The sequence below is a fragment of the Pseudomonas sp. genome (genome assembly GCF_041601375.1).
Taxonomy (GTDB): Bacteria; Pseudomonadota; Gammaproteobacteria; order Pseudomonadales; family Pseudomonadaceae; genus Aquipseudomonas.
The window spans coordinates 1-21,148 of record NZ_JBFIIG010000040.1 but is presented as its reverse complement, the minus strand read 5'-3'; the positions used below and the strand labels follow the sequence as shown (position 1 = coordinate 21,148).

Annotated in this window: 21 protein-coding genes and 1 pseudogene; 15 read left to right on the top strand and 7 right to left on the bottom strand. The window is 63.7% G+C overall.

All coding sequences use genetic code 11. The annotated features are described in order from the left end of the window. Positions 1 to 65: 65 nt before the first annotated feature. The 8 genes from rsxA (at position 66) to ABZE94_RS08055 (ending at position 7,552) form a co-directional block, all read left to right on the top strand. Positions 66 to 650, top strand: coding sequence for an electron transport complex subunit RsxA (gene rsxA / locus ABZE94_RS08090; RefSeq protein ID WP_372875023.1), 585 nt, complete (start codon positions 66 to 68; stop codon positions 648 to 650). After that, the gene (gene rsxB / locus ABZE94_RS08085) at positions 647 to 1,222 is read left to right on the top strand and encodes an electron transport complex subunit RsxB (protein WP_372875022.1); all 576 of its coding nucleotides are present in this window, start codon (positions 647 to 649) and stop codon (positions 1,220 to 1,222) included. Before rsxA ends, rsxB begins: the two co-directional genes overlap by 4 nt. Next, complete coding sequence (gene rsxC, locus ABZE94_RS08080; protein ID WP_372875021.1) at positions 1,219 to 4,050, top strand: electron transport complex subunit RsxC; 2,832 nt, start codon at positions 1,219 to 1,221, stop codon at positions 4,048 to 4,050. Before rsxB ends, rsxC begins: the two co-directional genes overlap by 4 nt. An 80-nt stretch (positions 4,051 to 4,130) precedes the next feature. Next, entirely contained in the window at positions 4,131 to 5,162 is a 1,032-nt protein-coding gene (locus ABZE94_RS08075; protein ID WP_372875020.1) for an RnfABCDGE type electron transport complex subunit D, read from the top strand. 3 nt (positions 5,163 to 5,165) lie between these two features. Then, positions 5,166 to 5,921 carry an electron transport complex subunit RsxG gene (gene rsxG, locus ABZE94_RS08070; RefSeq protein WP_372875019.1) on the top strand — a complete coding sequence of 252 codons (756 nt, stop codon included), beginning with the start codon at positions 5,166 to 5,168 and terminating at the stop codon, positions 5,919 to 5,921. Further along, positions 5,918 to 6,631 carry an electron transport complex subunit E gene (locus tag ABZE94_RS08065; RefSeq protein ID WP_372875018.1) on the top strand — a complete coding sequence of 238 codons (714 nt, stop codon included), beginning with the start codon at positions 5,918 to 5,920 and terminating at the stop codon, positions 6,629 to 6,631. Before rsxG ends, ABZE94_RS08065 begins: the two co-directional genes overlap by 4 nt. After that, the gene (gene nth / locus ABZE94_RS08060; protein ID WP_372875017.1) at positions 6,628 to 7,266 is read left to right on the top strand and encodes an endonuclease III; all 639 of its coding nucleotides are present in this window, start codon (positions 6,628 to 6,630) and stop codon (positions 7,264 to 7,266) included. Before ABZE94_RS08065 ends, nth begins: the two co-directional genes overlap by 4 nt. A 106-nt stretch (positions 7,267 to 7,372) precedes the next feature. Beyond that, a complete protein-coding gene (locus tag ABZE94_RS08055; protein ID WP_372875016.1) occupies positions 7,373 to 7,552 on the top strand; it encodes a PA3496 family putative envelope integrity protein in 180 nt (59 codons plus the stop codon). An 87-nt stretch (positions 7,553 to 7,639) separates the two neighbouring features. On the opposite strand, the gene gloA is transcribed toward ABZE94_RS08055, so the two are convergent. From gloA to ABZE94_RS08040, 3 genes are all read right to left on the bottom strand, one after another. Continuing rightward, a complete protein-coding gene (gene gloA, locus ABZE94_RS08050; RefSeq protein ID WP_372875015.1) occupies positions 7,640 to 8,032 on the bottom strand; it encodes a lactoylglutathione lyase in 393 nt (130 codons plus the stop codon). A gap of 99 nt (positions 8,033 to 8,131) precedes the next feature. Then, complete coding sequence (locus tag ABZE94_RS08045; RefSeq protein ID WP_372875014.1) at positions 8,132 to 9,349, bottom strand: argininosuccinate synthase; 1,218 nt, start codon at positions 9,347 to 9,349, stop codon at positions 8,132 to 8,134. A gap of 156 nt (positions 9,350 to 9,505) precedes the next feature. Next, complete coding sequence (locus tag ABZE94_RS08040) at positions 9,506 to 10,390, bottom strand: OmpA family protein (protein ID WP_372875013.1); 885 nt, start codon at positions 10,388 to 10,390, stop codon at positions 9,506 to 9,508. A 239-nt stretch (positions 10,391 to 10,629) separates the two neighbouring features. Between ABZE94_RS08040 and pyrC the strand changes: the two genes are divergently transcribed. The 4 genes from pyrC (at position 10,630) to bfr (ending at position 13,730) form a co-directional block, all read left to right on the top strand. Continuing rightward, complete coding sequence (gene pyrC, locus ABZE94_RS08035) at positions 10,630 to 11,676, top strand: dihydroorotase (protein WP_372875012.1); 1,047 nt, start codon at positions 10,630 to 10,632, stop codon at positions 11,674 to 11,676. Continuing rightward, positions 11,673 to 12,350 (top strand): ribonuclease T, encoded by a 678-nt coding sequence (gene rnt, locus ABZE94_RS08030; protein ID WP_372875011.1) that lies wholly within the window; start codon positions 11,673 to 11,675, stop codon positions 12,348 to 12,350. The genes pyrC and rnt overlap by 4 nt, the downstream gene beginning before the upstream one ends. Before the next feature lie 495 nt (positions 12,351 to 12,845). Beyond that, the gene (locus ABZE94_RS08025; RefSeq protein ID WP_372875010.1) at positions 12,846 to 13,064 is read left to right on the top strand and encodes a bacterioferritin-associated ferredoxin; all 219 of its coding nucleotides are present in this window, start codon (positions 12,846 to 12,848) and stop codon (positions 13,062 to 13,064) included. Between the two features lie 195 nt (positions 13,065 to 13,259). Further along, entirely contained in the window at positions 13,260 to 13,730 is a 471-nt protein-coding gene (bfr, locus tag ABZE94_RS08020) for a bacterioferritin (protein WP_372875009.1), read from the top strand. Between the two features lie 380 nt (positions 13,731 to 14,110). Here bfr and grxD read toward each other — a convergent pair whose 3' ends face one another. From grxD to ABZE94_RS08005, 3 genes are all read right to left on the bottom strand, one after another. After that, positions 14,111 to 14,437 carry a Grx4 family monothiol glutaredoxin gene (gene grxD, locus ABZE94_RS08015; protein WP_372875008.1) on the bottom strand — a complete coding sequence of 109 codons (327 nt, stop codon included), beginning with the start codon at positions 14,435 to 14,437 and terminating at the stop codon, positions 14,111 to 14,113. 169 nt (positions 14,438 to 14,606) lie between these two features. Next, positions 14,607 to 16,715, bottom strand: coding sequence for a molybdopterin oxidoreductase family protein (locus ABZE94_RS08010; RefSeq protein ID WP_372875007.1), 2,109 nt, complete (start codon positions 16,713 to 16,715; stop codon positions 14,607 to 14,609). 149 nt (positions 16,716 to 16,864) lie between these two features. Then, the gene (locus tag ABZE94_RS08005; RefSeq protein WP_372875006.1) at positions 16,865 to 17,296 is read right to left on the bottom strand and encodes a hypothetical protein; all 432 of its coding nucleotides are present in this window, start codon (positions 17,294 to 17,296) and stop codon (positions 16,865 to 16,867) included. A 329-nt stretch (positions 17,297 to 17,625) separates the two neighbouring features. Between ABZE94_RS08005 and argF the strand changes: the two genes are divergently transcribed. Together argF and ABZE94_RS07995 are read left to right on the top strand one after the other, a co-directional pair. After that, positions 17,626 to 18,546, top strand: a complete 921-nt coding sequence (gene argF / locus ABZE94_RS08000) for an ornithine carbamoyltransferase (RefSeq protein WP_372875005.1) — start codon at positions 17,626 to 17,628, stop codon at positions 18,544 to 18,546. After that, the gene (locus tag ABZE94_RS07995; RefSeq protein ID WP_372875004.1) at positions 18,543 to 19,652 is read left to right on the top strand and encodes an ABC transporter ATP-binding protein; all 1,110 of its coding nucleotides are present in this window, start codon (positions 18,543 to 18,545) and stop codon (positions 19,650 to 19,652) included. Before argF ends, ABZE94_RS07995 begins: the two co-directional genes overlap by 4 nt. Positions 19,653 to 19,741: 89 nt before the next feature. Here ABZE94_RS07995 and ABZE94_RS07990 read toward each other — a convergent pair whose 3' ends face one another. Next, positions 19,742 to 20,563 (bottom strand): PhzF family phenazine biosynthesis protein, encoded by an 822-nt coding sequence (locus tag ABZE94_RS07990; protein WP_372875003.1) that lies wholly within the window; start codon positions 20,561 to 20,563, stop codon positions 19,742 to 19,744. A 342-nt stretch (positions 20,564 to 20,905) separates the two neighbouring features. Between ABZE94_RS07990 and ABZE94_RS07985 the strand changes: the two are divergent. After that, positions 20,906 to 21,148, top strand: a pseudogene (locus tag ABZE94_RS07985) (hypothetical protein); the annotation flags it as partial.

Here is a 21,148-nt window from a genome sequence, read left to right as displayed (position 1 = left end):
ACCGGCTTCCCGATAATAGACACCCCTTTCACCACGGCCTTGCCTGTCCACCAACGGAACCCGCAATGACCGAACTCGCCTTGATCATGGTCAGCGCCATCCTGGTCAACAACTTCGTGCTGGTGCAGTTCCTCGGCCTGTGCCCGTTCATGGGCGTGTCGAAGAAAATCGAGACGGCCATCGGCCTGTCCCTGGCCACCACCTTCGTCCTGACCCTGGCGGCCATGTGCAGCTACCTGGTCCAGCAATACGTGCTCAAGCCGCTGGATCTGGAGTTTCTGCGCACCATCAGCTTTATCCTGGTGATCGCGGTGACCGTGCAGTTCACCGAGATGGTGGTGAACAAGACCAGCCCGCTGCTGTACCGCGTGCTCGGCATCTTCCTGCCGCTGATCACCACCAACTGCATCGTCCTCGGCGTGGCCCTGCTCAATGCCAACAAGGAGGCGTTCACCTTTATCCACGCCACCGCCACGGGCTTCGCCGCCGGCCTCGGCTTCTCCCTGGTGCTGGTGCTGTTCGCCGCCATGCGCGAGCGCATCGCCATCGCCGACGTGCCGAAGACCTTCCAGGGCGCGGCCATCGGCATGGTCACCGCCGGCCTGATGTCGCTGGCGTTCATGGGCTTTACCGGGCTGATCAAGTTATGAGCATGGTCCTGATCGCCATTCTGGCATTGCTCTCGCTCTGCCTAGTCTGTGGTGCCATCCTCGGTTTCGCCGCGGTGCGCTTCAAGGTCCAAGGCAACCCGATCGCCGAGCAGATCAATGCCCTGCTGCCACAGACCCAGTGCGGCCAGTGCGGCTACCCCGGCTGCAAGCCCTACGCCGAGGCGATTGCCGGCGGCGACAAGATCAACAAGTGCCCGCCGGGCGGCGAAGCGACCATCCAGGCACTGGCCGACCTGCTGGATGTCGAGGCCGAACCGCTTGACGCCGTGGAAGGCGAAAAACCGCAGATGGTCGCCTACATCCGCGAGCCCGAGTGCATCGGCTGCACCAAGTGCATCCAGGCCTGCCCGGTGGACGCCATTGTCGGTGCGGCCAAGCAGATGCACACGGTGATCGTCTCCGAATGCACCGGCTGCGACCTCTGCGTCGAACCCTGCCCGGTGGACTGCATCGACATGATCCCGCTGGGCAGCAGCGTGCAAAACTGGAAGTGGAACAAACCCCTGCCACCCGGCCAGTTGATCGCCAGCGATCGGGAGCAGGCAGCATGACGGCGATGCAACCCCTGGTTTGGGATATTCCCGGCGGCATTCATCCGCCGGAGCGCAAGCAACTCTCCAACCGTACGTCGATCCAGTCCGCGCCACTGCCCAAGCGCCTGGTGTTGCCGCTCAACCAGCACATAGGCGCACCGGCCGAGCCGGTGGTCGAGCTGGGCCAGCGGGTACTCAAGGGGCAGCTGATCGCCGCTGCCAATGGCTTCGTCAGCGTGCCGCTGCATGCACCGACCTCCGGCACCATCAGTTTTATCGGACCGCAGCCTTATCCGCATGTCTCCGGCATGCTCGTCCCGGCCATCGTCATCGACAGCGACGGCCTGGACCAGTGGTGCGACCTGACGCCCTGCCCGGACTACCGCCACCTGGAAAACGCCAGCCTGCTGGAGATGATTCGCCAGGCCGGGATCAGCGGCCTGGGCGGCGCCGGCTTCCCCGCGGCGGTCAAGCTCAACGCCCGGCCGACCCAGAAGGTCCATACGCTGGTGATCAACGGCACCGAGTGCGAGCCCTATATCACCGCCGACGACCTGTTGATGCGCGAACGCACCCAGCAGCTGATCTCCGGCATCGACATCCTCGCCCAACTGATCCAGCCCGATCGGGTGCTGATCGGCGTCGAAGACAACAAACCAGAAGCCATAGCCGCACTGCGTGCGGCCTTGAGCGAGCGCAGCTATCAACTGCGGGTCTTCCCGACCAAATACCCCTCGGGCGGCGAGAAGCAGCTGATCCAGATCCTCACCGGCGTCGAAGTACCCAGCGGCGGTCTGCCGGCGGATATCGGTATCCTCTGCCAGAACGTCGGCACCTGCAAAGCCGTCCACGATGCGGTGGTCCTCGGCAAACCGCTGATCTCGCGCATCACCACCCTTACCGGTGAAGCCCTGGCCCGACCGATGAACGTCGAGGCGCTGCTCGGTACCCCGGTGGGCGAGCTGCTGGAGTTTGCCGGCCTCGATCGCGGCAAGCTCGACCGCCTGATCATGGGCGGGCCGATGATGGGCTTTACCCTGCCCGACTTCGACGTGCCGCTGATCAAGACCAGCAACTGCCTGCTCGCGTCGACCCACGCCGAATTACCGCCACCGCCGCCGGCCATGCCCTGCATCCGCTGCGGCGAGTGCGCCGAGGTCTGTCCGGCCAGCCTGCTGCCGCAGCAGCTGCACTTCTTCGCAATCGGCCAGGAACACGAGCAGCTCAAGGCGCACAACCTGTTCGACTGCATCGAATGCGGTGCCTGCGCCTATGTCTGCCCGTCGAGCATCCCTCTGGTGCAGTACTACCGGGCGGCCAAGGGCGAAATTCGCGACCTGGAACAGAAGCAGCTCAAGGCCGAACAATCCAAGCAGCGCTTCGAGCTGCGCCAGGAGCGTCTGCGCCGCGCCGAAGAGCAGAAGGAAGCCGAGCGCAAGGCCCGCGCCGAGAAGGCCGCCCGCGCCAAGGCCGCCCAGGCCGCAGCGCCAGCGGGCACTGAAGACGCGCAGGCTGCCAAACCGGTCGGCCTCGGCGATGAGCTGAAGAAACTCAAGATCGAGGCCAGCATGGCCCAGGTCGCGCTGAAGAAGGCCGAGAAGCAACTGGCGGCCCACGCCACGCCCGAGATGCAGGCCCAGGTCGACCAGTTGCGCGGTGCCGCAACAGCCGCAAAACGGGCCCTGGATGCGGCCGTGACGGCCAGCCCAGCCGCCGCGCCGGCTACGCCTGCGGTCGACGACCGCGCCCTGAAGAAGGCCAAGATCGATGCCGCCATGCTCCGCGCCCAGCTGCGCAAGCTGGAGAAACTCGAGGCCCCGGACGACGACCAGCAGGCCGAACTGGCGCGCCTGCGCCAGCAGCTCGAAGAGGCGGAAAAGGCTTTGGCCGAGCTGCAAAGCCAGGCCGCCCCGCCGGCAACTCCGGTCGACGACGACGCCCTGAAGAAGGCCAAGATCGACGCCGCCATGCTCCGCGCCCAGCTGCGCAAGCTGGAGAAACTCGAGGCCCCGGACGACGACCAGCAGGCCGAACTGGCGCGCCTGCACCAGCAGCTCGAAGAGGCGGAAAAGGCCCTGACCGAACTGCAAAGCCAGGCCGCCCCGCCGGCAATGCCGGTCGACGACGGCGCCCTGAAGAAGGCCAAGATCGACGCCGCCATGCTCCGTGCCCAGCTGCGCAAGCTGGAGAAACTCGAGGCCCCGGACGACGACCAGCAGGCCGAACTGGCCCGCTTGCGCCAGCAGCTCGAACAGGCGGAAAAGGCCCTGGCCGAGCTGCAAAGTCAGGCCGCCCCGCCGGCAATGCCGGTCGACGACGGCGCCCTGAAGAAAGCCAAGATCGACGCCGCCATGCTCCGCGCCCAGCTGCGCAAGCTGGAGAAACTCGAGGCCCCGGACGACGACCAACAGGCCGAACTGGCCCGCTTGCGCCAACAGCTCGAAGAGGCGGAAAAGGCTTTGGCCGGCCTGCAAACCGCCCCGCCGGCAACACCGGTCGACGACGGCGCTCTGAAGAAGGCCAAGATCGAACTGGCAATGAAACGCGCCGAGCTGAGAAAAGCCGAGAAAGCCGGCAGCGATGATGCCGAACTGGGCCGTCTGCGCGATGCGCTGGCCCAGGCCGAACAGGCCCTGCACGCCGCCGAAGCGGCGTCCGGCAAGCCTGCGCCGACGCTGGTGCGCGCGACCGACGACGCCACCCGCAGCCTGAAAACCGAAGTGGCCTTCGCCCGCGCCGACCTGCGCAAGCTGGAACGCGACGAGAGCAGCGCCAGCGATGCCCTGGCCGCCGCCCGTCAGCGTCTGGAGCAAGCCGAACAGAAACTGCAGGAACATGCCGACTAGCCGACAGCCGGGCTAGGATCCTGAACCGCTGTTAAGGCCGCGCACCGCGCAGCCGACCCAATACACCAACCGGAGAGCCAATGGCCCTGCCCCGTATCACATCGCCCCACGCCAAGGGCAGCAATCGCACCCAGCAGGTGATGCTGCAGGTACTGCTGGCCACCGTGCCCGGCATCCTGGCGCTGACCTGGCTGTTCGGCTTCGGCACCCTGATCAACCTGCTCTGGGCCAGCGCCTGCGCCCTGGGCTTCGAGGCGGCGATCCTGGCCCTGCGCCAGCGCCCCCTGGGCTTCTTCCTCAAGGACTACAGCGCCCTGGTCACCGCGATGCTGCTGGCCCTGGCCCTGCCGCCCTATTCGCCCTGGTGGCTGACCCTGATCGCCACTGGCTTCGCCATCGTCTTCGGCAAGCAACTGTACGGCGGCTTAGGGCAGAACCCGTTCAACCCGGCGATGCTCGGTTATGTGGTGGTGCTGATCTCCTTCCCGGTGGAAATGACCAGTTGGCCGGCGCCGTATACGGTCGGCCTGCTCGATGGCCTGCAGCACATTCTCGGCCTGGCCGCCCTGCCCGATGGCTGGACCCAGGCCACCGCACTGGATGCCATCAAGATCAATAAAAGCCTGACCATGGACGAACTCTGGGCACAGAGCCCGGCGTTTGGCCGCTTCGGTGGTAACGCGGTCGAGGCGGTCAATCTGGCCTTTCTCGCCGGCGGCCTCTATCTGCTCTACAAGCGCCTGTTCACCTGGCACGCGCCCGTGGGTATGCTCGCCGCCCTGGCGCTCATGAGCCTGCTGTTCTGGAACGGTTCGGGTTCGGATTCCAACGGCTCGCCGCTGTTTCACCTGCTCACCGGCGCCACCATGCTCGGCGCCTTTTTCATCGTCACCGACCCGGTCTCCGGCGCCACCAGCAACCTCGGCCGGCTGATTTTCGGCGCCGGAGTCGGCGTGCTGCTCTATGTGATCCGCGCCTGGGGCGGCTACCCGGATGCCATGGCCTTCGCCGTGCTGCTGATGAACCTGGCGGCGCCGACCATCGACTACTACACGAGGCCGCGCACCTACGGTCATCGCAAACCGACTCGCGGCTTCGGGCTGGGAGAATAGAGAATGCTCCCGGAAATCAGTCGTTCGATGCTGAAAAACAGCCTGGTGCTCGGCCTCTTCGCCGTGGTCACGGTCGGCGTGGTGGCGCTGGTGCAACTCGCCACCGCCAAGCAGATCGCGGCGTCCCAGCACCAGGCGCAAATGCGCACCCTGGAGGAAGTCCTGCCGACGGACAGCTACGACAATCATCTGCTGGACAACACCATCCAGGTGCATGATCCCCTGCTGCTCGGCAACAAACTGCCGCAAACCGCCTATATCGGCCTGAAGGACGGCAAGCCCAGCGCGGTGATCCTCCAGGCCACCGCGCCGGACGGGTACAGCGGCGCGATCCGCTTGATGGTCGGCATTCGTGCCGATGGCCGCCTGGCCGGCGTGCGCGTGCTCAGCCACCGAGAAACCCCCGGCCTGGGCGACAAGGTCGAACTGAGCAAAAGCAACTGGATCCAGGGCTTCGTCGGCAAATCGCTGAGCGATCCAAGCGAATCCGGCTGGGCGGTGAAGAAGGATCGCGGCGAGTTCGATCAGTTCGCCGGTGCCACCATCACCCCGCGCGCGGTGGTCAAAGCAGTGCATAACGCGCTGTTATATTTCGATCAGCATCGCGCCGAACTGCTGGTCGCCGGCACCTCGGCCATTGCCAGCGATAATCCCTTGTCCGGCTCTGCGGCCAGCGATGCACCCGCCGCTAGCGCCGTCGGCCTGCCGGCCAGCGAGGGCGACAGCAGCGCCCCTGACGACCGAGGAACCGCGCCATGAGCAGCCCCAGCTATCGCGATATCACCTTTAACGGCCTGTGGAAGAACAACCCGGCGCTGGTGCAGCTGCTCGGCCTCTGCCCGTTGCTCGGCGTCAGCAACTCCACGGTCAACGCCCTGGGCCTGGCGCTGGCCAGCGCGGTAGTGCTGGTCTGCTCCAACACCGCGGTGTCGCTGGTGCGCGGCGTGGTCAATACCGCCGTGCGCCTGCCGGCCTTCGTGATGATCATCGCCGCCCTGACCACCTGCATCGAACTGCTGATGCAGGCCTTCACCTACGAGCTGTACCAGATCCTCGGCATCTTCATCCCGCTGATTACCACCAACTGCGTGATCCTCGGTCGCGCCGACGGCTTCGCGGCGAAGAACGACCCGGGACGGGCGGCCTATGACGGCCTGGTCATGGGCGTCGGTTTCGGCGTGGTGCTGGTCATGATTGGCGCCCTGCGCGAGCTGTTCGGCACCGGCGCGCTGTTCGCCAACATGCACCTGCTGTTCGGCCCGATCGCAGCCGACTGGCAGCTGAGCCTTTTCACCGACTACAAAGGCTTCCTGCTGGCCATTCTGCCGCCAGGCGCCTTTATCGTTCTGGGCCTGCTGATTGCCGGCAAGAACCGCATCGACGAAGCCCTTGCCGAACGCGCCAAGGCCAGGCAGCCGCAAACACCGGGACAAAGCCGTCGGGTCAGGGTCACCGGAGTTATCGAGTGAACGCGGCCAAGCGCTACGAGATCTTCCGTCGCCTGCAAGAAGACAACCCGCAACCCAGAACCGAGCTGACCTACAGCTCGCCTTTCGAGTTGCTGATCGCGGTGATCCTCTCGGCCCAGGCCACCGATGTCGGGGTCAACAAGGCCACCGCCAAGCTGTTCCCGGTGGCCAACACCCCCGAGGCGATTTATGCCCTGGGCGTCGAGGGTCTGTCCGAGTACATCAAGACCATCGGTCTGTACAACGGCAAGGCGAAGAACGTCATAGAGACCTGCCGCCTCCTGGTGGAAAAGCATGGCGGCCAGGTGCCGCAGACCCGCGAGGCGCTCGAGGCCTTGCCCGGGGTCGGTCGCAAGACCGCCAACGTGGTGCTCAACACCGCTTTTCGCCAGCTGACCATGGCCGTGGATACGCATATTTTCCGGGTCAGCAACCGCACCGGCATCGCCCCCGGCAAGAATGTGCTGGAGGTGGAAAAGAAGTTGCTGAAGTTCGTGCCCAAGGAATTTCTCCTCGATTCACACCACTGGCTGATCCTCCATGGCCGCTACGTGTGCCAGGCGCGCAAGCCGCGCTGCGGCAGTTGCCGCATCGAAGACCTGTGCGAATACAAGCACAAAACCTCGGACGATTGAGCTTTCAATAATTCGACGCCTGATCGATTGAAAAAATCTTTTTTACCCGACCCGATTTTGCCGCTATAAGGTGCGCAAATGGCCCTTGCAGCCGGGAGTGGAAAACATGAGCACTGGTAAAGAAGACCTCGAGCTCGACGAAGACTTTGTCGCAGAAGATGCGGACGATGGCGATGCCCCTGTGGAAGTCGCCAAAACCAATCTGACCAAACGGCGCGTCATCGACAACTTCCTCGAAGAGCGGCGCTTGCACAAACAACTGGCCGAATATGACTTCGACCTGTAAGCCTCCAGCCGATACGAAAAAGCCCCGCGGATCTGCGGGGCTTTTTCGTTTTCATCGGCCGCACCTGCAGGTGCCAGCCAGGGAACGTCAGTCCTTGCGCGTCGGCGACAGCAACTCGATCTTGTAGCCGTCCGGGTCTTCGACGAAGGCCAGGATGCTGCTGCCGTGCTTCATCGGCCCCGGCTCGCGGGTGATCTTGCCGCCACGGCCACGGATGTCGTCACAGGCCTTGTAGACATCCGCCACTTCCAGGGCGATATGGCCGTAGCCGGTGCCTAGCTCGTAGCTGTCCACGCCCCAGTTATGGGTCAGCTCGATCACGCTGTTGTGCGCCTCGTCGCCGTAGCCGACGAAGGCCAGGGTGAACTGGCCGTCCGGGTAGTCCTTGCGCCGCAACAGGGTCATGCCCAGCACGTCGGTGTAGAAGGCGATGGATTTATCCAGATCGCCGACTCGCAGCATGGTGTGCAACAGTCTCATCGAGGTTCTCCTCTTTACGACCCTATAAATGCAAACCCCGGCTTATGGCCGGGGGTCTGCTGAGCTTGAAGCTTAGAACTTGCAGCTTGGCGCCGCCACTCAGAGCAGCTTGCGGCCCTTGCCAGCTGCGATGCGCATGCGCAGTGCGTTGAGCTTGATAAAGCCCGCGGCGTCCTGCTGGTTGTAGGCGCCGCCGTCTTCTTCGAAGGTGGCGATATTGGCATCGAACAACGAATCGTCGGACTTGCGACCGGTGATGATCACGTTGCCCTTGTACAGTTTCATGCGTACCACGCCGTTCACGCTGGCCTGGGAAGCGTCGATCATCTGTTGCAGCATCAGACGCTCGGGGCTCCACCAGAAGCCGTTGTAGATCAGGCTGGCATATTTCGGCATCAGCTCGTCTTTCAGGTGAGCGACTTCGCGGTCCAGGGTGATCGACTCGATGGCGCGGTGGCCCTTGAGCATGATGGTGCCGCCGGGGGTCTCGTAGCAGCCGCGCGACTTCATGCCGACGAAGCGGTTCTCGACGATATCCAGGCGACCGATGCCGTTCTCGCCGCCGATGCGGTTCAACTCGGCCAATACGGTGGCCGGGCTCATTTCCTTGCCGTCGATGGCGACGATGTCGCCGGCGCGGTAGGTCAGTTCGAGATAGGTCGGGGCGTCCGGCGCCGCCTCGGGGGAGACGGTCCACTTCCACATGTCTTCTTCGTGCTCGGTCCAGGTGTCTTCCAGCACGCCGCCTTCATAAGAGATGTGCAGCAGGTTGGCATCCATGGAGTACGGCGACTTCTTCTTGCCGTGACGCTCGATCGGGATCTCGTGCTTGGCGGCGTAGTCCATCAGCTTCTCGCGCGACAGCAGGTCCCATTCGCGCCATGGTGCGATGACTTTTACACCGGGCTTGAGCGCGTAGGCGCCCAGCTCGAAACGCACCTGATCGTTGCCCTTGCCGGTGGCGCCATGGGAGATGGCGTCGGCGCCGGTCTCGTTAGCGATCTCGATCAGGCGCTTGGCGATCAGCGGACGGGCGATGGAGGTACCCAGCAGGTACTCACCTTCGTAGACGGTGTTGGCGCGGAACATCGGGTAGACGAAGTCGCGGACGAACTCTTCGCGCAGATCGTCGATGTAGATTTCCTTGACGCCCATGGCCTTGGCCTTGGCGCGGGCCGGCTCGACTTCTTCGCCCTGACCGAGGTCGGCGGTGAAGGTCACCACTTCGCAGTTATAGGTGTCTTGCAGCCACTTGAGGATCACGGAGGTGTCCAGGCCACCGGAATATGCCAGGACTACCTTGTTTACGTCGGCCATGCCAATCAACTCCACGGGGTTGTTCGGGAAAACCCGTGATTCTACTGGTCACGCAGGATGATTTACAGCGCCACGACAGCCTGTGACGACGAAGCGCCGATGCCGGGCAGCGGCCCACCCTCCTCGTCTCGCTTGAGGACGCCATTGCAGGCAGCGCTACAGCGGGGGTTCAGGCGCTCCAGCCGGCTCGGCGACACGCGCCAACGCCACGGTCACCCGGCGGTTCTTGGCGCGATTGGCTGAACTGTTATTCGGCGCCAGCGGGTAACGTTCGCCATGAAAACGCAGGGTGATCTGCTCGGCCGGCACGCCATTGGCCTTCAGGTACTCCATCACCGCCAGGGCGCGGCGCCGCGACAGGTCGCGATTGGTCAGGCGATTGCCGCTGTTGTCGGCATGGCCGTCGAGCTCGATGCGATTGACGCTGGGGTCGGCCTTGAGATAGCTGAGGATGCTGTCCAGCTTGGCCTGGGCCAGCGGTGCCAGGTCCACGCCACCGCCCGGAAAGCCAACATGGGACTGACGGATCTGCTCGAAATTGACCGGTAACAACTTGGCCGTACAGGCCAGATAATCGTTGTAGGCCTGGCGGAACCTGACCGGAAGCAAGCGCACTTCGAGGCTGTCGCCGGCATGCCGGGAGCGATGACGGATCAGCGGACTACGCCCCTCGAGCAAACCGGTGAGCAGACGACCGGCCTGCTCCTGAGTGCTGCTGAACGGCATCTCACCGCCGCCGATCCTGACCGAGCCCAGGTTGATATCACCGCGCCCCGGTTGCCAGGGCGCCGCCGCCGCCAGCAGGGTTGCCGAACCGGCGCCCAGCCATCGCTCGGGCGCCTGCAGATTGAAGGTCGCCTGCTCGCCAGCCCGGCGCACGAAGACTCCCGCGCCGAAATCGGTGATCGGCTGGCTCAGGCGACACTCGAACTGGTCACCGGCAACCGCCCACTCGACCTTCTCCAAACGGGTCTGAAAGGTGATGGCTAACGCTGGCTGACTGGCCAACAGGCACAAGAGGACGAGTGAAAGCGGGCGCACGGAAGACTCCAGAAAATACCACCTACCCTCTGACTATCGGTGCCGCCGGGCAAAACTTGAGCCGTCGATTGCGCCAGCGGGCTCGGCGCGACCGGCCCGCCGGCTCGGTTTCCCGCTTGGTCGGTTGCTCCGCCTGGCTTTTACCGCGACAGCTCATCGCCCACGAACCGCTTTCGGCGTGCCCTGACAGGGCTTTTCCGGTAGCATTCCCGGCACGTAATGCCCGCCTGGAAACCTCCATGACCGACCGCCTCACTTTGCTGCGTCCCGACGACTGGCATATTCACCTGCGCGATGGCGCCGTGCTGCCGCACACGGTCGCCGACGCCGCCCGGACCTTCGCCCGCGCCATCATCATGCCCAACCTGGTGCCGCCGGTACGCAATGCCAGCGAGGCCGATGCCTACCGCCAGCGGATTCTCGCCGCCCGCCCGACCGGCAGTCGTTTCGAGCCCTTGATGGTGCTCTATCTCACCGACCTGAGCAGCCCGGCCGATGTGCGCGCCGCCAAGGCCTCGGGCTTTGTGCATGCCGCCAAGCTCTACCCGGCCGGCGCCACCACCAACTCCGATTCCGGCGTGACCAGCATCGACAAGATCTTCCCGACCCTCGAGGTCATGGCCGAAATCGGCCTGCCGCTGCTGGTGCACGGGGAAGTGACGCGCAGCGAAGTCGATGTCTTCGACCGCGAAAAATACTTTATCGACGAACAGCTGAGCCGGGTGGTCGAGCGCTTCCCGACCCTCAAGGTGGTGTTCGAGCACATCACCACCCGTGACGCGGTCGAGTTCGTCAATGCCGCACCGGCCAACGTCGGCGCGACCATCACCGCCCACCACCTGCTGTACAACCGCAACCACATGCTGGTCGGCGGCATCCGCCCGCACTTCTACTGCCTGCCGATTCTCAAGCGCAATGTGCACCAGGAAGCCCTGCTCGACGCCGCCACCAGCGGTAGCGCCAAGTTCTTCCTCGGCACCGACTCGGCGCCGCATGCCCGGCACGCCAAGGAGGCCGCCTGCGGTTGTGCCGGTTGCTACAGCGCCTTTGCCGCCCTCGAGCTGTATGCCGAGGCGTTCGAGCAGCGCAATGCGCTGGACAAGCTCGAGGCCTTCGCCAGCCAGTTTGGCCCCGACTTCTACGGCCTGCCGCGCAACAGCGAGACCATCACCCTGGTTCGTCAAGACTGGATCGTGCCTGGCGAGTTGCCGCTGGGCGATCAAACCGTAATCCCGCTGCGCGCTGGTGAAAAACTGCGCTGGCGCCTGCTGGAGCACAACGCGTGAGCGGCGAACACTTCGACACCGAGCTGGATCACCCGAATGCCGGTAGCGGCTCGCGCCATCCGATGGCGGAACGCTTTCGCGGCTACCTGCCGGTCGTGGTGGACGTGGAAACCGGCGGCTTCAACTGCGCCACCGACGCCCTGCTGGAAATCGCCGCCACCACCATCGGCATGGATGAAGGCGGCTTCCTCTACCCCGAGCACACCCTGTTCTTCCGCGTCGAGCCCTTCGCTGGCGCCAATATCGAACAGGCAGCACTGGACTTCACCGGGATCAAGCTCGATCACCCGCTGCGCATGGCGGTCAGCGAAGAACACGCGCTGAGCGAGATCTTCCGCAGCCTGCGCAAGTCGCTGAAAGCCAACGGCTGCAAGCGGGCGATCCTGGTCGGGCACAACAGCAGCTTCGACCTCGGCTTCCTCAATGCCGCCGTGATGCGCTGCGACATCAAGCGCAACCCCTTCCACCCCTTCTCCAGCTTCGACACCGCCACCCTCGCCGGCCTCGCCTACGGTCAGACCGTACTGGCCAAAGCCTGCCAGGCCGCCGGCATCGAGTTCGACGGCCGCGAAGCCCACTCGGCGCGCTACGACACCGAAAAAACCGCCGAACTGTTCTGCGGCATCGTCAACCGCTGGAAGGAGATGGGCGGCTGGCACGACTTCGACGACTGAAACCTCTCCCAAATCCGTAGGAGCGGCTTTAGCCGCGAAGCTGTGCTGTGCATCGAAGAATTCGCGGCTGAAGCGGAGTACCGCCCGGCGGAACGCCGCCCGGCCGCTCCTAAAGGTGCCCAGACACGATTCCCTCCCGTTTGCTGCGCGACAGCGCTCCGTCGAAGACGAGGCGACCGCTCCTACAACAAGCCCAGCCACAAAAAACCGGCATATCGCCGGTTTTTTGTGGCTCCAGGACGCCTTGCAGGCTGGCGGCGTACTCGATCAGGTACTTGGCCACGCCTTACGGCATGCCTTTGTCGCCTTTCTTCCTGCTGGTAGGGAGCTGTGGTCGATCAAGCGCTGGGCGAGGCCGGCTGGCCCACCCCGCCTCGACCGTTCATCCGCTTCACTCAATTTCGGCCACCAACGCGGAATAGAGTTTTGACAAGCATTCTCATTAGCATTAGTATCGAGCGCAACCAACCACTGCACTGCGACGAGTCTAATCCCATGTACGTCTGCCTCTGCGAAGGTGTCACCGACCACCAGATCCGCGACGCAATCTTTGAAGGTTGCTGCAGTTACCGTGATGTGCGCACCACCCTCGGTGTCGCCAGCCAATGCGGCAAATGTGCCTGTCTGGCCAAGCAAGTGGTTCGCGATACCCTGAGCGAAGTGCAGAGCAGTCAGGCCGCCCTGGCCTATCCAGCGAATTTTGTCGCGGCCTGAGTCAGACGATGTAAGAAACCGGACCTGCGTCCGGTTTTTTTATGCCTGTAATTCAAGCGTTTAAGCTCTGGATACGGAGGCAAATCATTCTTTTTAACGTTTATTTCTAACGAAATTTCAAATACTTAGGTTTGACAGACGGTACTGCTCGGCCCAAAATTTCCCATCTACTTTCCCAGCAAGGCAGCTCAGACCATGAAAGGCGATAAGAAAGTCATCCAGCATCTGAACAAGGTTCTCGGTAACGAGTTGGTCGCCATCAACCAGTACTTCCTGCACGCACGGATGTACGAAGACTGGGGCCTGAAGAAACTCGGCGAGCACGAGTACCACGAATCCATCGACGAGATGAAGCATGCGGACAGGCTGATCAAGCGCATCCTCTTCCTCGAAGGCCTGCCGAACGTGCAAGACCTCGGCAAACTGCTGATCGGTGAAAACACCCAGGAAATGCTCGAGTGCGACCTGAAGATCGAGCACAAGGCCCACGTCGACCTGAAGGCGGCGATCGCCTACTGCGAGAGCATCGGCGACTACGCCAGCCGCGAGCTGCTGGAAGAGATTCTCTGCTCGGAAGAAGAGCACATCGACTGGCTGGAAACCCAGATCGGACTGATCGGCAAGGTCGGCCTGCAGAACTATCTGCAGTCGCAGATGGACGATTGACAGCCTATCGCGCTAATTCAGCGGGAGCCGAGAGGCTCCCGTTTTTGTTGGCTCGGCAGCAGTTATCAGGTGTTGCAAGCGCAAATCCCCTCAAGGCGCCTGCTTACCGTGGCCTGGCGCTGCGGCGATGCTTGCGGCGGTGTTATCACCGGCATGTCGAATTACCCTGGATAGCCTGGATAAACCGCAGGACGCGACGCACAGGCATCGGCCGCTCGCGGGGCCACCGCTTAATTTGCCAATAAAGACCAGGCGCCCCCACAACAGCGGGCGCCCCTATGCAACACCCAGCTGAGTCATAGCCCGTTTACCTCAGCCATGACCATGCGCTCACGCAGAAAAAACCCCGCCGTAGCGGGGTTTTTCGACAAAAAGCCGACTCAGGCGTCAGTTTTCTGCGCGGCGTTCTTGATCAGGGTCTGCAGCTCACCCTTCTCGAACATCTCGGCGACGATGTCGCTGCCGCCGACCAGTTCGCCGCCAACCCAAAGCTGCGGGAAGGTCGGCCAGTTGCCGTACTTCGGCAGATTGGCGCGAATTTCCGGGTTCTGCAGGATGTCGACATAGGCGAATTTTTCGCCACAGGCCATCACGGCTTGCGCGGCTTTGGAGGAAAAGCCGCACTGCGGGGCATTCGGCGAGCCTTTCATGTACAGCAGAACGGTGTTGTTGGCGATCTGTTCTTTGATGGTTTCGATGATATCCATGGGGCACCTCAGGTCTAAACTTCCCGACTCACGGGTCGGCACGATGGCGGCATTGTAGCGAAAAGCCGAGCGCAATGCTCGGCCTTGGCCCGCCGGATGTCAGCGAGTGGACAAAAGGCCCTTCGACCCCAAGCGCCGCCGCGCAGAGCGGTGCGCAGTGGCTACAGGGTCAAGCGGCGCAGACCTCGACCGCTACGCCATTGAGCGCCGCGTTGCCGGACAGGGCATCGAGCTGGCGCTCGTCGGTCAGGTCGTTGGCGCTGGCGCCGGGCTGGGCGCTGGCAATGGTCAATTGTACGCCGGGGCGGGCATGCCCCCAGCCGTGCGGCAGGCTGACCACGCCGGGCATCATCTCGTCGCTGGCGGCGACTTCCACTTCGATCGCGCCGACCCGCGAACGTACGCTGACCAACTGGCCGTCGGCCAGACCGCGCCGATCCAGATCGGCCGGATTCATCAGCAGTTGATGGCGCGGCTTGCCCTTCACCAGGCGGTGATAGTTGTGCATCCAGGAGTTGTTGCTGCGCACATGCCGGCGACCGATCAGCAGCAGGCCATCGGCCTCAGGCAGCGGCTGCCCGGCGAAGCGCGGCAGATCGCTCAGGAGCAGGGCCGGAGCGGCTTGGACTTGCCGATCCGGGGTGCGCAAGCGCGCGGCCAGGTTGGGCTTGAGCGCGCCCAGGTCGATGCCATGGGGATGCTCCAGCAGCGTGGCCAGGGACAGTTTCTGCTCGGACTGGTCGCCATAGCGGCCCATGCGCAGGCCCATGTCGATCATCTGCGCCGGCTCCATGGTCGGCTTCAGTTCGACACCGAGCTTGCCGGCGAAGGCCTTGGCCAGTCCGACGAAGATTTCCCAGTCGTGCAGGGTGCCGGCCGGCTTTTCCAGCACCGGCAGGTTGAAGCGGGCAACGTTGCGCACCGCGAAGCTGTTGAAGGTCATGTCGTAGTGATCATGCTCCAGCGGTCCGGTAGGCGGCAGGATCAGGTCGGCGTAACGGGTGGTTTCGTTGATATAGGTGTCGATGCTGAGCATGAACTCCAGGCCGTCCAGTGCCTGCTCCAACTGGCGGCCGTTGGGGGTCGAGAGCACCGGGTTGCCGGCGACCGTGACCAGGGCGCGGATCTGCCCCTCGCCTTCCGTCAGCATTTCCTCGGCCAGGGCCGCGACCGGCAGTTCGCCGCTGTATTCCGGCAGCCCGGAAACGCGGCTGCGCCAGCGGTCGAAGTGGGTGCCGGAGCGGGAGGTGGTCAGGTCGATGGCCGCCTCGGTGCACAGCGCTCCACCCTCGCGGTCGAGGTTGCCGGTGACCAGGTTGATCAACTGGATCAGCCAATGGCAGAGGGTGCCGAAGGCCTGGGTGGACACGCCCATGCGGCCATAGCACACCGCCTTGTCGGCGGCGGCGAAATCGCGGGCCAGCTGGCGAATGGTTGCCGCCGGCACACCGCAACGCGCGCTCATGGCCTCGGCGGTGAAGCCGGCGATGGCTTGGCGGGCCTCGTCCAGGCCGGCGACCGGCAGGTGGCTGGCGCGGGTCAGGCCTTCTTCGAACAGGGTATTGAGCAGGCCGAACAGCAACGCGGCATCCTCGCCGGGGCGCACGAACAGGTGCTGATCGGCGATAGCCGCGGTCTCGCTGCGGCGCGGGTCGACCACCACCACCTTGCCGCCGCGCGCCTTGATCGCCTTCAGGCGTTTCTCCACATCCGGCACGGTCATGATGCTGCCGTTGGAGGCCAGGGGATTGCCGCCAAGGATCAGCATGAAGTCGGTGTGGTCGATATCGCAGATCGGCAGCAAGAAGCCGTGGCCGTACATCTGCAGGCTGACCAGGTGATGCGGCAGTTGATCCACCGAGGTGGCGGAAAAGCGGCTGCGGGTCTTGAGCAGGCCGAGGAAGTAGTTGCTGTGGGTCAACAGCCCATAGTTATGCACGCTGGGGTTGCCTTGGTAGCTGGCCACGGCATTGGCGCCATGCCGCGCCTGGATATCACCGAGGCGCTCGGCAACCAGGGCGAAGGCTTCACCCCATTCGATCGCCTGCCACTCGCTGCCGATCCGGCGCATGGGCTGGCGCAAACGATCGGGGTCGTTCTGGATATCCTGCAGGGCCACGGCCTTGGGGCAGATGTGACCGCGACTGAAGCTGTCCAGGGCGTCGCCCTTGATCGAACGGATCTGGGTCGAGCCGTCAGCCTGCAACTCGGTTTCGATGGTCAGGCCACAGATGGCCTCGCACAGATGGCATGCACGGTGATGGAGGGTCTTGGTCATGGCCTAGCCTCATATTCTTGTTCAAAACGACCGCGATGGTCGGCACGCACATGACTATGGAGACTGGTGGGGGACTGCGCCAGCAGCGTTCGTCTGGTGAATCGACCAGCATCAGGCCGGCCGATTCAGGGCTGCAGACAGCGGTCTGCTTAGCGGATAGCGGTCACGGTGCCTTTCTTACCTGTCACTTTCACATTGACGGTCTTGTAGACGAAGTAATCCTCGACATGCACGTCGTAGCGTGGCGCGACGATCAGGTCGGCGCCCGAAGTGGTAACGGCCTTGTAGGCTGCTGCAGACTTGGCGGACGCCACCGGGTCGAGACCCAGAGCGAAACCACCTTCGCTACCACCATAGGTCACGCCATCGGCAAACTGGCTGTCGCCACCCAGTTTGAACACGTTGAACAGGATGTTCACCGACGATTGACCCGTGATGGTTTCGCCCACTTTTACATCGGCCTTCAGATTGGTAGTCACTTCACCATTGAGCGGCGCAGTCGGCTGACTGACGTTCTGGCTGGCACAGCCGGTCAACAGGGCGAGGGCAGAGAGCGTGGCGATAGTTGCGATGTGTTTCATGCAAAACTCCTTTGCATTACATTCCATGGATACCCCTTGCGGGGGTGCGGCATTACCTCGAAAAGGCGCGGGCATCCTAGAAGCTCAGTCTGCAGCGAGCAAGGACAGATAACGGTTTTGCGGCATCTCGCACGCGGAATTAGGCGATGGCTTACACGACCCCTCTCAAACTGTGAACGACTGGACAGTTTGCGCCTGCCCGGCGTTCCTTATAAGATCGCGCCTTCCCCGTTTCGTCGCACTGTGCGGCTCCCAGCCGCAGGTTCTGCCGTTCTCTCAGTTAAATCCGGCCCTTGAACCTGCGCCCTGTTGTCAAAAGGTAGTTAACCATGAGCGCAAGACACTTTCTCTCGCTGAAGGACTGCACACCGCAAGAACTGGTGAGCCTGATCCGCCGCGGCATGGAGCTGAAGGACTTGCGCAACCGTGGGGTGCTGTTCGAACCGCTGAAGAACCGCGTACTGGGGATGATTTTCGAGAAAGCCTCGACCCGTACCCGCCTGTCGTTCGAGGCGGGCATGATCCAACTGGGTGGCCAGGCGATCTTCCTCTCACCACGCGACACTCAACTCGGCCGCGGCGAACCGATCGGCGATGCCGCCATCGTCATGTCGCGCATGCTCGACGCGGTGATGATCCGCACCTTTGCCCACAGCACCCTGAGCGAATTCGCCGCGAATTCGCGGGTGCCGGTGATCAACGGCCTGTCCGATGATCTGCACCCCTGCCAGCTGCTGGCCGACATGCAGACCTTCCACGAGCAGCGCGGCAGCATCAAAGGCAAGACCGTGGCCTGGATCGGCGATGGCAACAACATGTGCAACTCCTATATAGAAGCGGCCGAGCAATTCGACTTCCAACTGCGTGTCGCCTGCCCCGAGGGCTACGAACCGCACGCCGAGTTCCTGGCCACTGCCGGCGATCGCGTGCAGATCCTGCGCGACCCGCGCGAGGCGGTAGCGGGCGCCCACCTGGTGAGCACCGATGTCTGGGCCTCAATGGGCCAGGAAGAGGAAATCGCCGAGCGCCTCAAGTTGTTCGCCCCCTATCAGGTCAACCGTACCCTGCTCGATACCGCCGCCGCAGACGTGCTGTTCCTGCACTGCCTGCCGGCGCACCGTGGCGAGGAAATCAGCCAGGACCTGCTCGACGACCCGCGCTCGGCGGCCTGGGATCAAGCGGAAAACCGCCTGCATGCACAGAAGGCCTTGCTCGAGTTTCTGGTCGAGCCGGCGTACCACCACGCATGAGCCAACCGCTGCTGAACCTGCGCGAGCTGGGCTGTGGCTACTACCACGAACACCGGATCGTGCAGGACCTCAATCTGCACCTCAATGCCGGCGACATCGGCTGCCTGCTCGGCCCCTCAGGTTGTGGCAAGACCACCACCCTGCGCGCCATCGCCGGCTTCGAACCGGTGCTCGAAGGCGAGATCCAGCTGGCCGACGAGATCATCTCCCGCGCCGGTTTCACCCTGGCGCCGGAAAAGCGCCGAATCGGCATGGTGTTCCAGGACTATGCGCTGTTCCCGCACCTGAGCGTGGCCGAGAACGTCGCCTTCGGCATTCGCCAGCAGGCCAACTGCCAACGCATCACCGGCGAGTTGCTGGAGCTGGTCAAACTCAGTCACCTGAGCAAGCGCTATCCCCATGAGCTGTCCGGCGGCCAGCAACAGCGCGTGGCCCTGGCCCGCGCCCTGGCCCCGGAGCCGCGCCTGCTGCTGCTCGACGAACCCTTCTCCAACCTCGATGGCGAGTTGCGTCGACGCCTGAGTCACGAGGTCCGCGACATCCTCAAGGCCCGCGGCACCAGCGCCATCCTGGTGACCCACGACCAGGAAGAGGCCTTCGCCGTCAGCGATCATGTCGGCGTCTTTCACGAGGGTCGGCTGCAGCAGTGGGATACCCCGTACAACCTCTACCACGAGCCGCTGACGCCCTTCGTCGCCAGCTTCATCGGCCAGGGCTACTTCATCCGCGGCCAGTTGCTCAGCCCCGATTCGGTGCAGACCGAACTCGGCCTGATTCGCGGCAACCGCGCCTACACCTGGCCGAGCGGCAGCGCGGTGGACGTGCTGCTGCGCCCGGACGACATCGTCTACGACCCCGACAGCGAGCTTAAGGCGCTGATCGTCGGCAAGACCTTCCTCGGCGCCGCCACCCTGTATCGCCTGCAGCTGGCCACCGGCAGCCTGTTGGAATCGCTGTTCCCCAGCCATGCCGACCACCGCCCAGGCGAACACGTCGGCATCCGCGTGGCGGCCGATCACCTGGTGGTGTTCCCCGCCCCCGGCAGCATCGCCGCCCAGGTCAACCTCGGCGATTCCGGCATACGCCGCTACAGCAGCGCCAGTTGACTGACTGTTCAACCTCACGCATTGCATGCAACACCTAGGGTGCGCGGGGCCGCCTAGGCCGTGCGCACCAATGCCGCCGGCTCCGGCGTTTACTGGCCCAGCCCAACATCCTCGCTCAAGCACAAGCGGCCGCTGGCCACCAATACCGCCTGACCGGCGATCTTCACTCGCTCGCCTTCCAGCCGGCAGTGCAACTCGCCGCCACGGGCCGAGCACTGGTAGGCGCTCAGCTCGGTCTTGCCCAAACGCTCGGCCCAGTAGGGTGTGAGCAGGCAATGGGTCGAGCCGGTGACCGGGTCCTCATCGATGCCGATTGCCGGGGCGAAGTAGCGCGAGACGAAGTCATGCCGTTCGCCTGGCGCCGTGATCAGCATCCCCAAACCCGGCAACTCGGCCAGTGCCGGCAGATTCGGCTGGAACGCGCGCACGGCGGCTTCCGACTGCAGGACCACCAACAGTTCCTGAATGCCCTGCGGGCCGTTCAGTGCCAGTAGCGTCTGCACTGGCATGCCCATGGCCTGCTCGACCTGGGCGGTCAACTCACAGGGTTCGGCCCGGCGCAGCGGGAAATCCAGCACCAGCCTGCCCGCCTCGCGACTCACCCGCAGAGGGCCGGACTGGCAACTGAAGTCGATCGTAGCGCCCGGCTCGTCATACAACTCGAACAGCACATGGGCACTGGCCAGGGTGGCATGCCCGCACAATGGCACCTCGGCGAGCGGGGTAAACCAGCGGATATGCCAGGCGGCGCCCTCCCTCACCAGAAAAGCGGTTTCCGCCAGATTGTGTTCGGCGGCGATCTGCTGCATCAGCGCGTCGCTGAGCCAGCTGTCCAGGCGATAGACCATGGCCGGGTTGCCGGCGAAAGGGCGATCGCTGAAGGCGTCGATCTGGTGAAAGTCGAGTTGCATGGCGGGCAATCCTCTTGGCTATAAGACATCAGCTTGCCGCGTCCGCCCGCTTTGCGCCCGCTACAGTCGCCCACGATAAAGGCGTAACAGCTGCACTGTCTCAAGGCACCGCGAGCGAGCACGGTGCATGAATCAATCGCGAAAGCTTCTAAAAAAACAACTAACTCTAAATAAATCAAATACTTGCATATTCTGGCACGCCACCTGCTATGACCAGCCCCGGTCAGCACAACGGCGTGTCTGCCACACATCCGACAACGACGTCACGGCACCCCGCTCATCTTCGAGCCGCGGGAACCGTGACGTTTTTTTTGCGATTTTGGCCCATATAGGAAGCATGCCATGCGCTCGATAACTCTCTCCCTCTTGTCCCTGGCCATTGCCAGCAGCACCTTCAGTCACGCCGCTTTCGCTAGCCAACCGCTGAGCACGCTGATCAGCGAAGGCAAGCCGATCCTCGACCTGCGCTACCGCTACGAACACGTCGACCAGGACAACGCGCTGAACAACGCCAACGCCCAGACCCTGCGCACCCGCGTCGGCTTCCAGAGCGGCAAGTGGTACGGCCTCTCCGCCCTGGTCGAG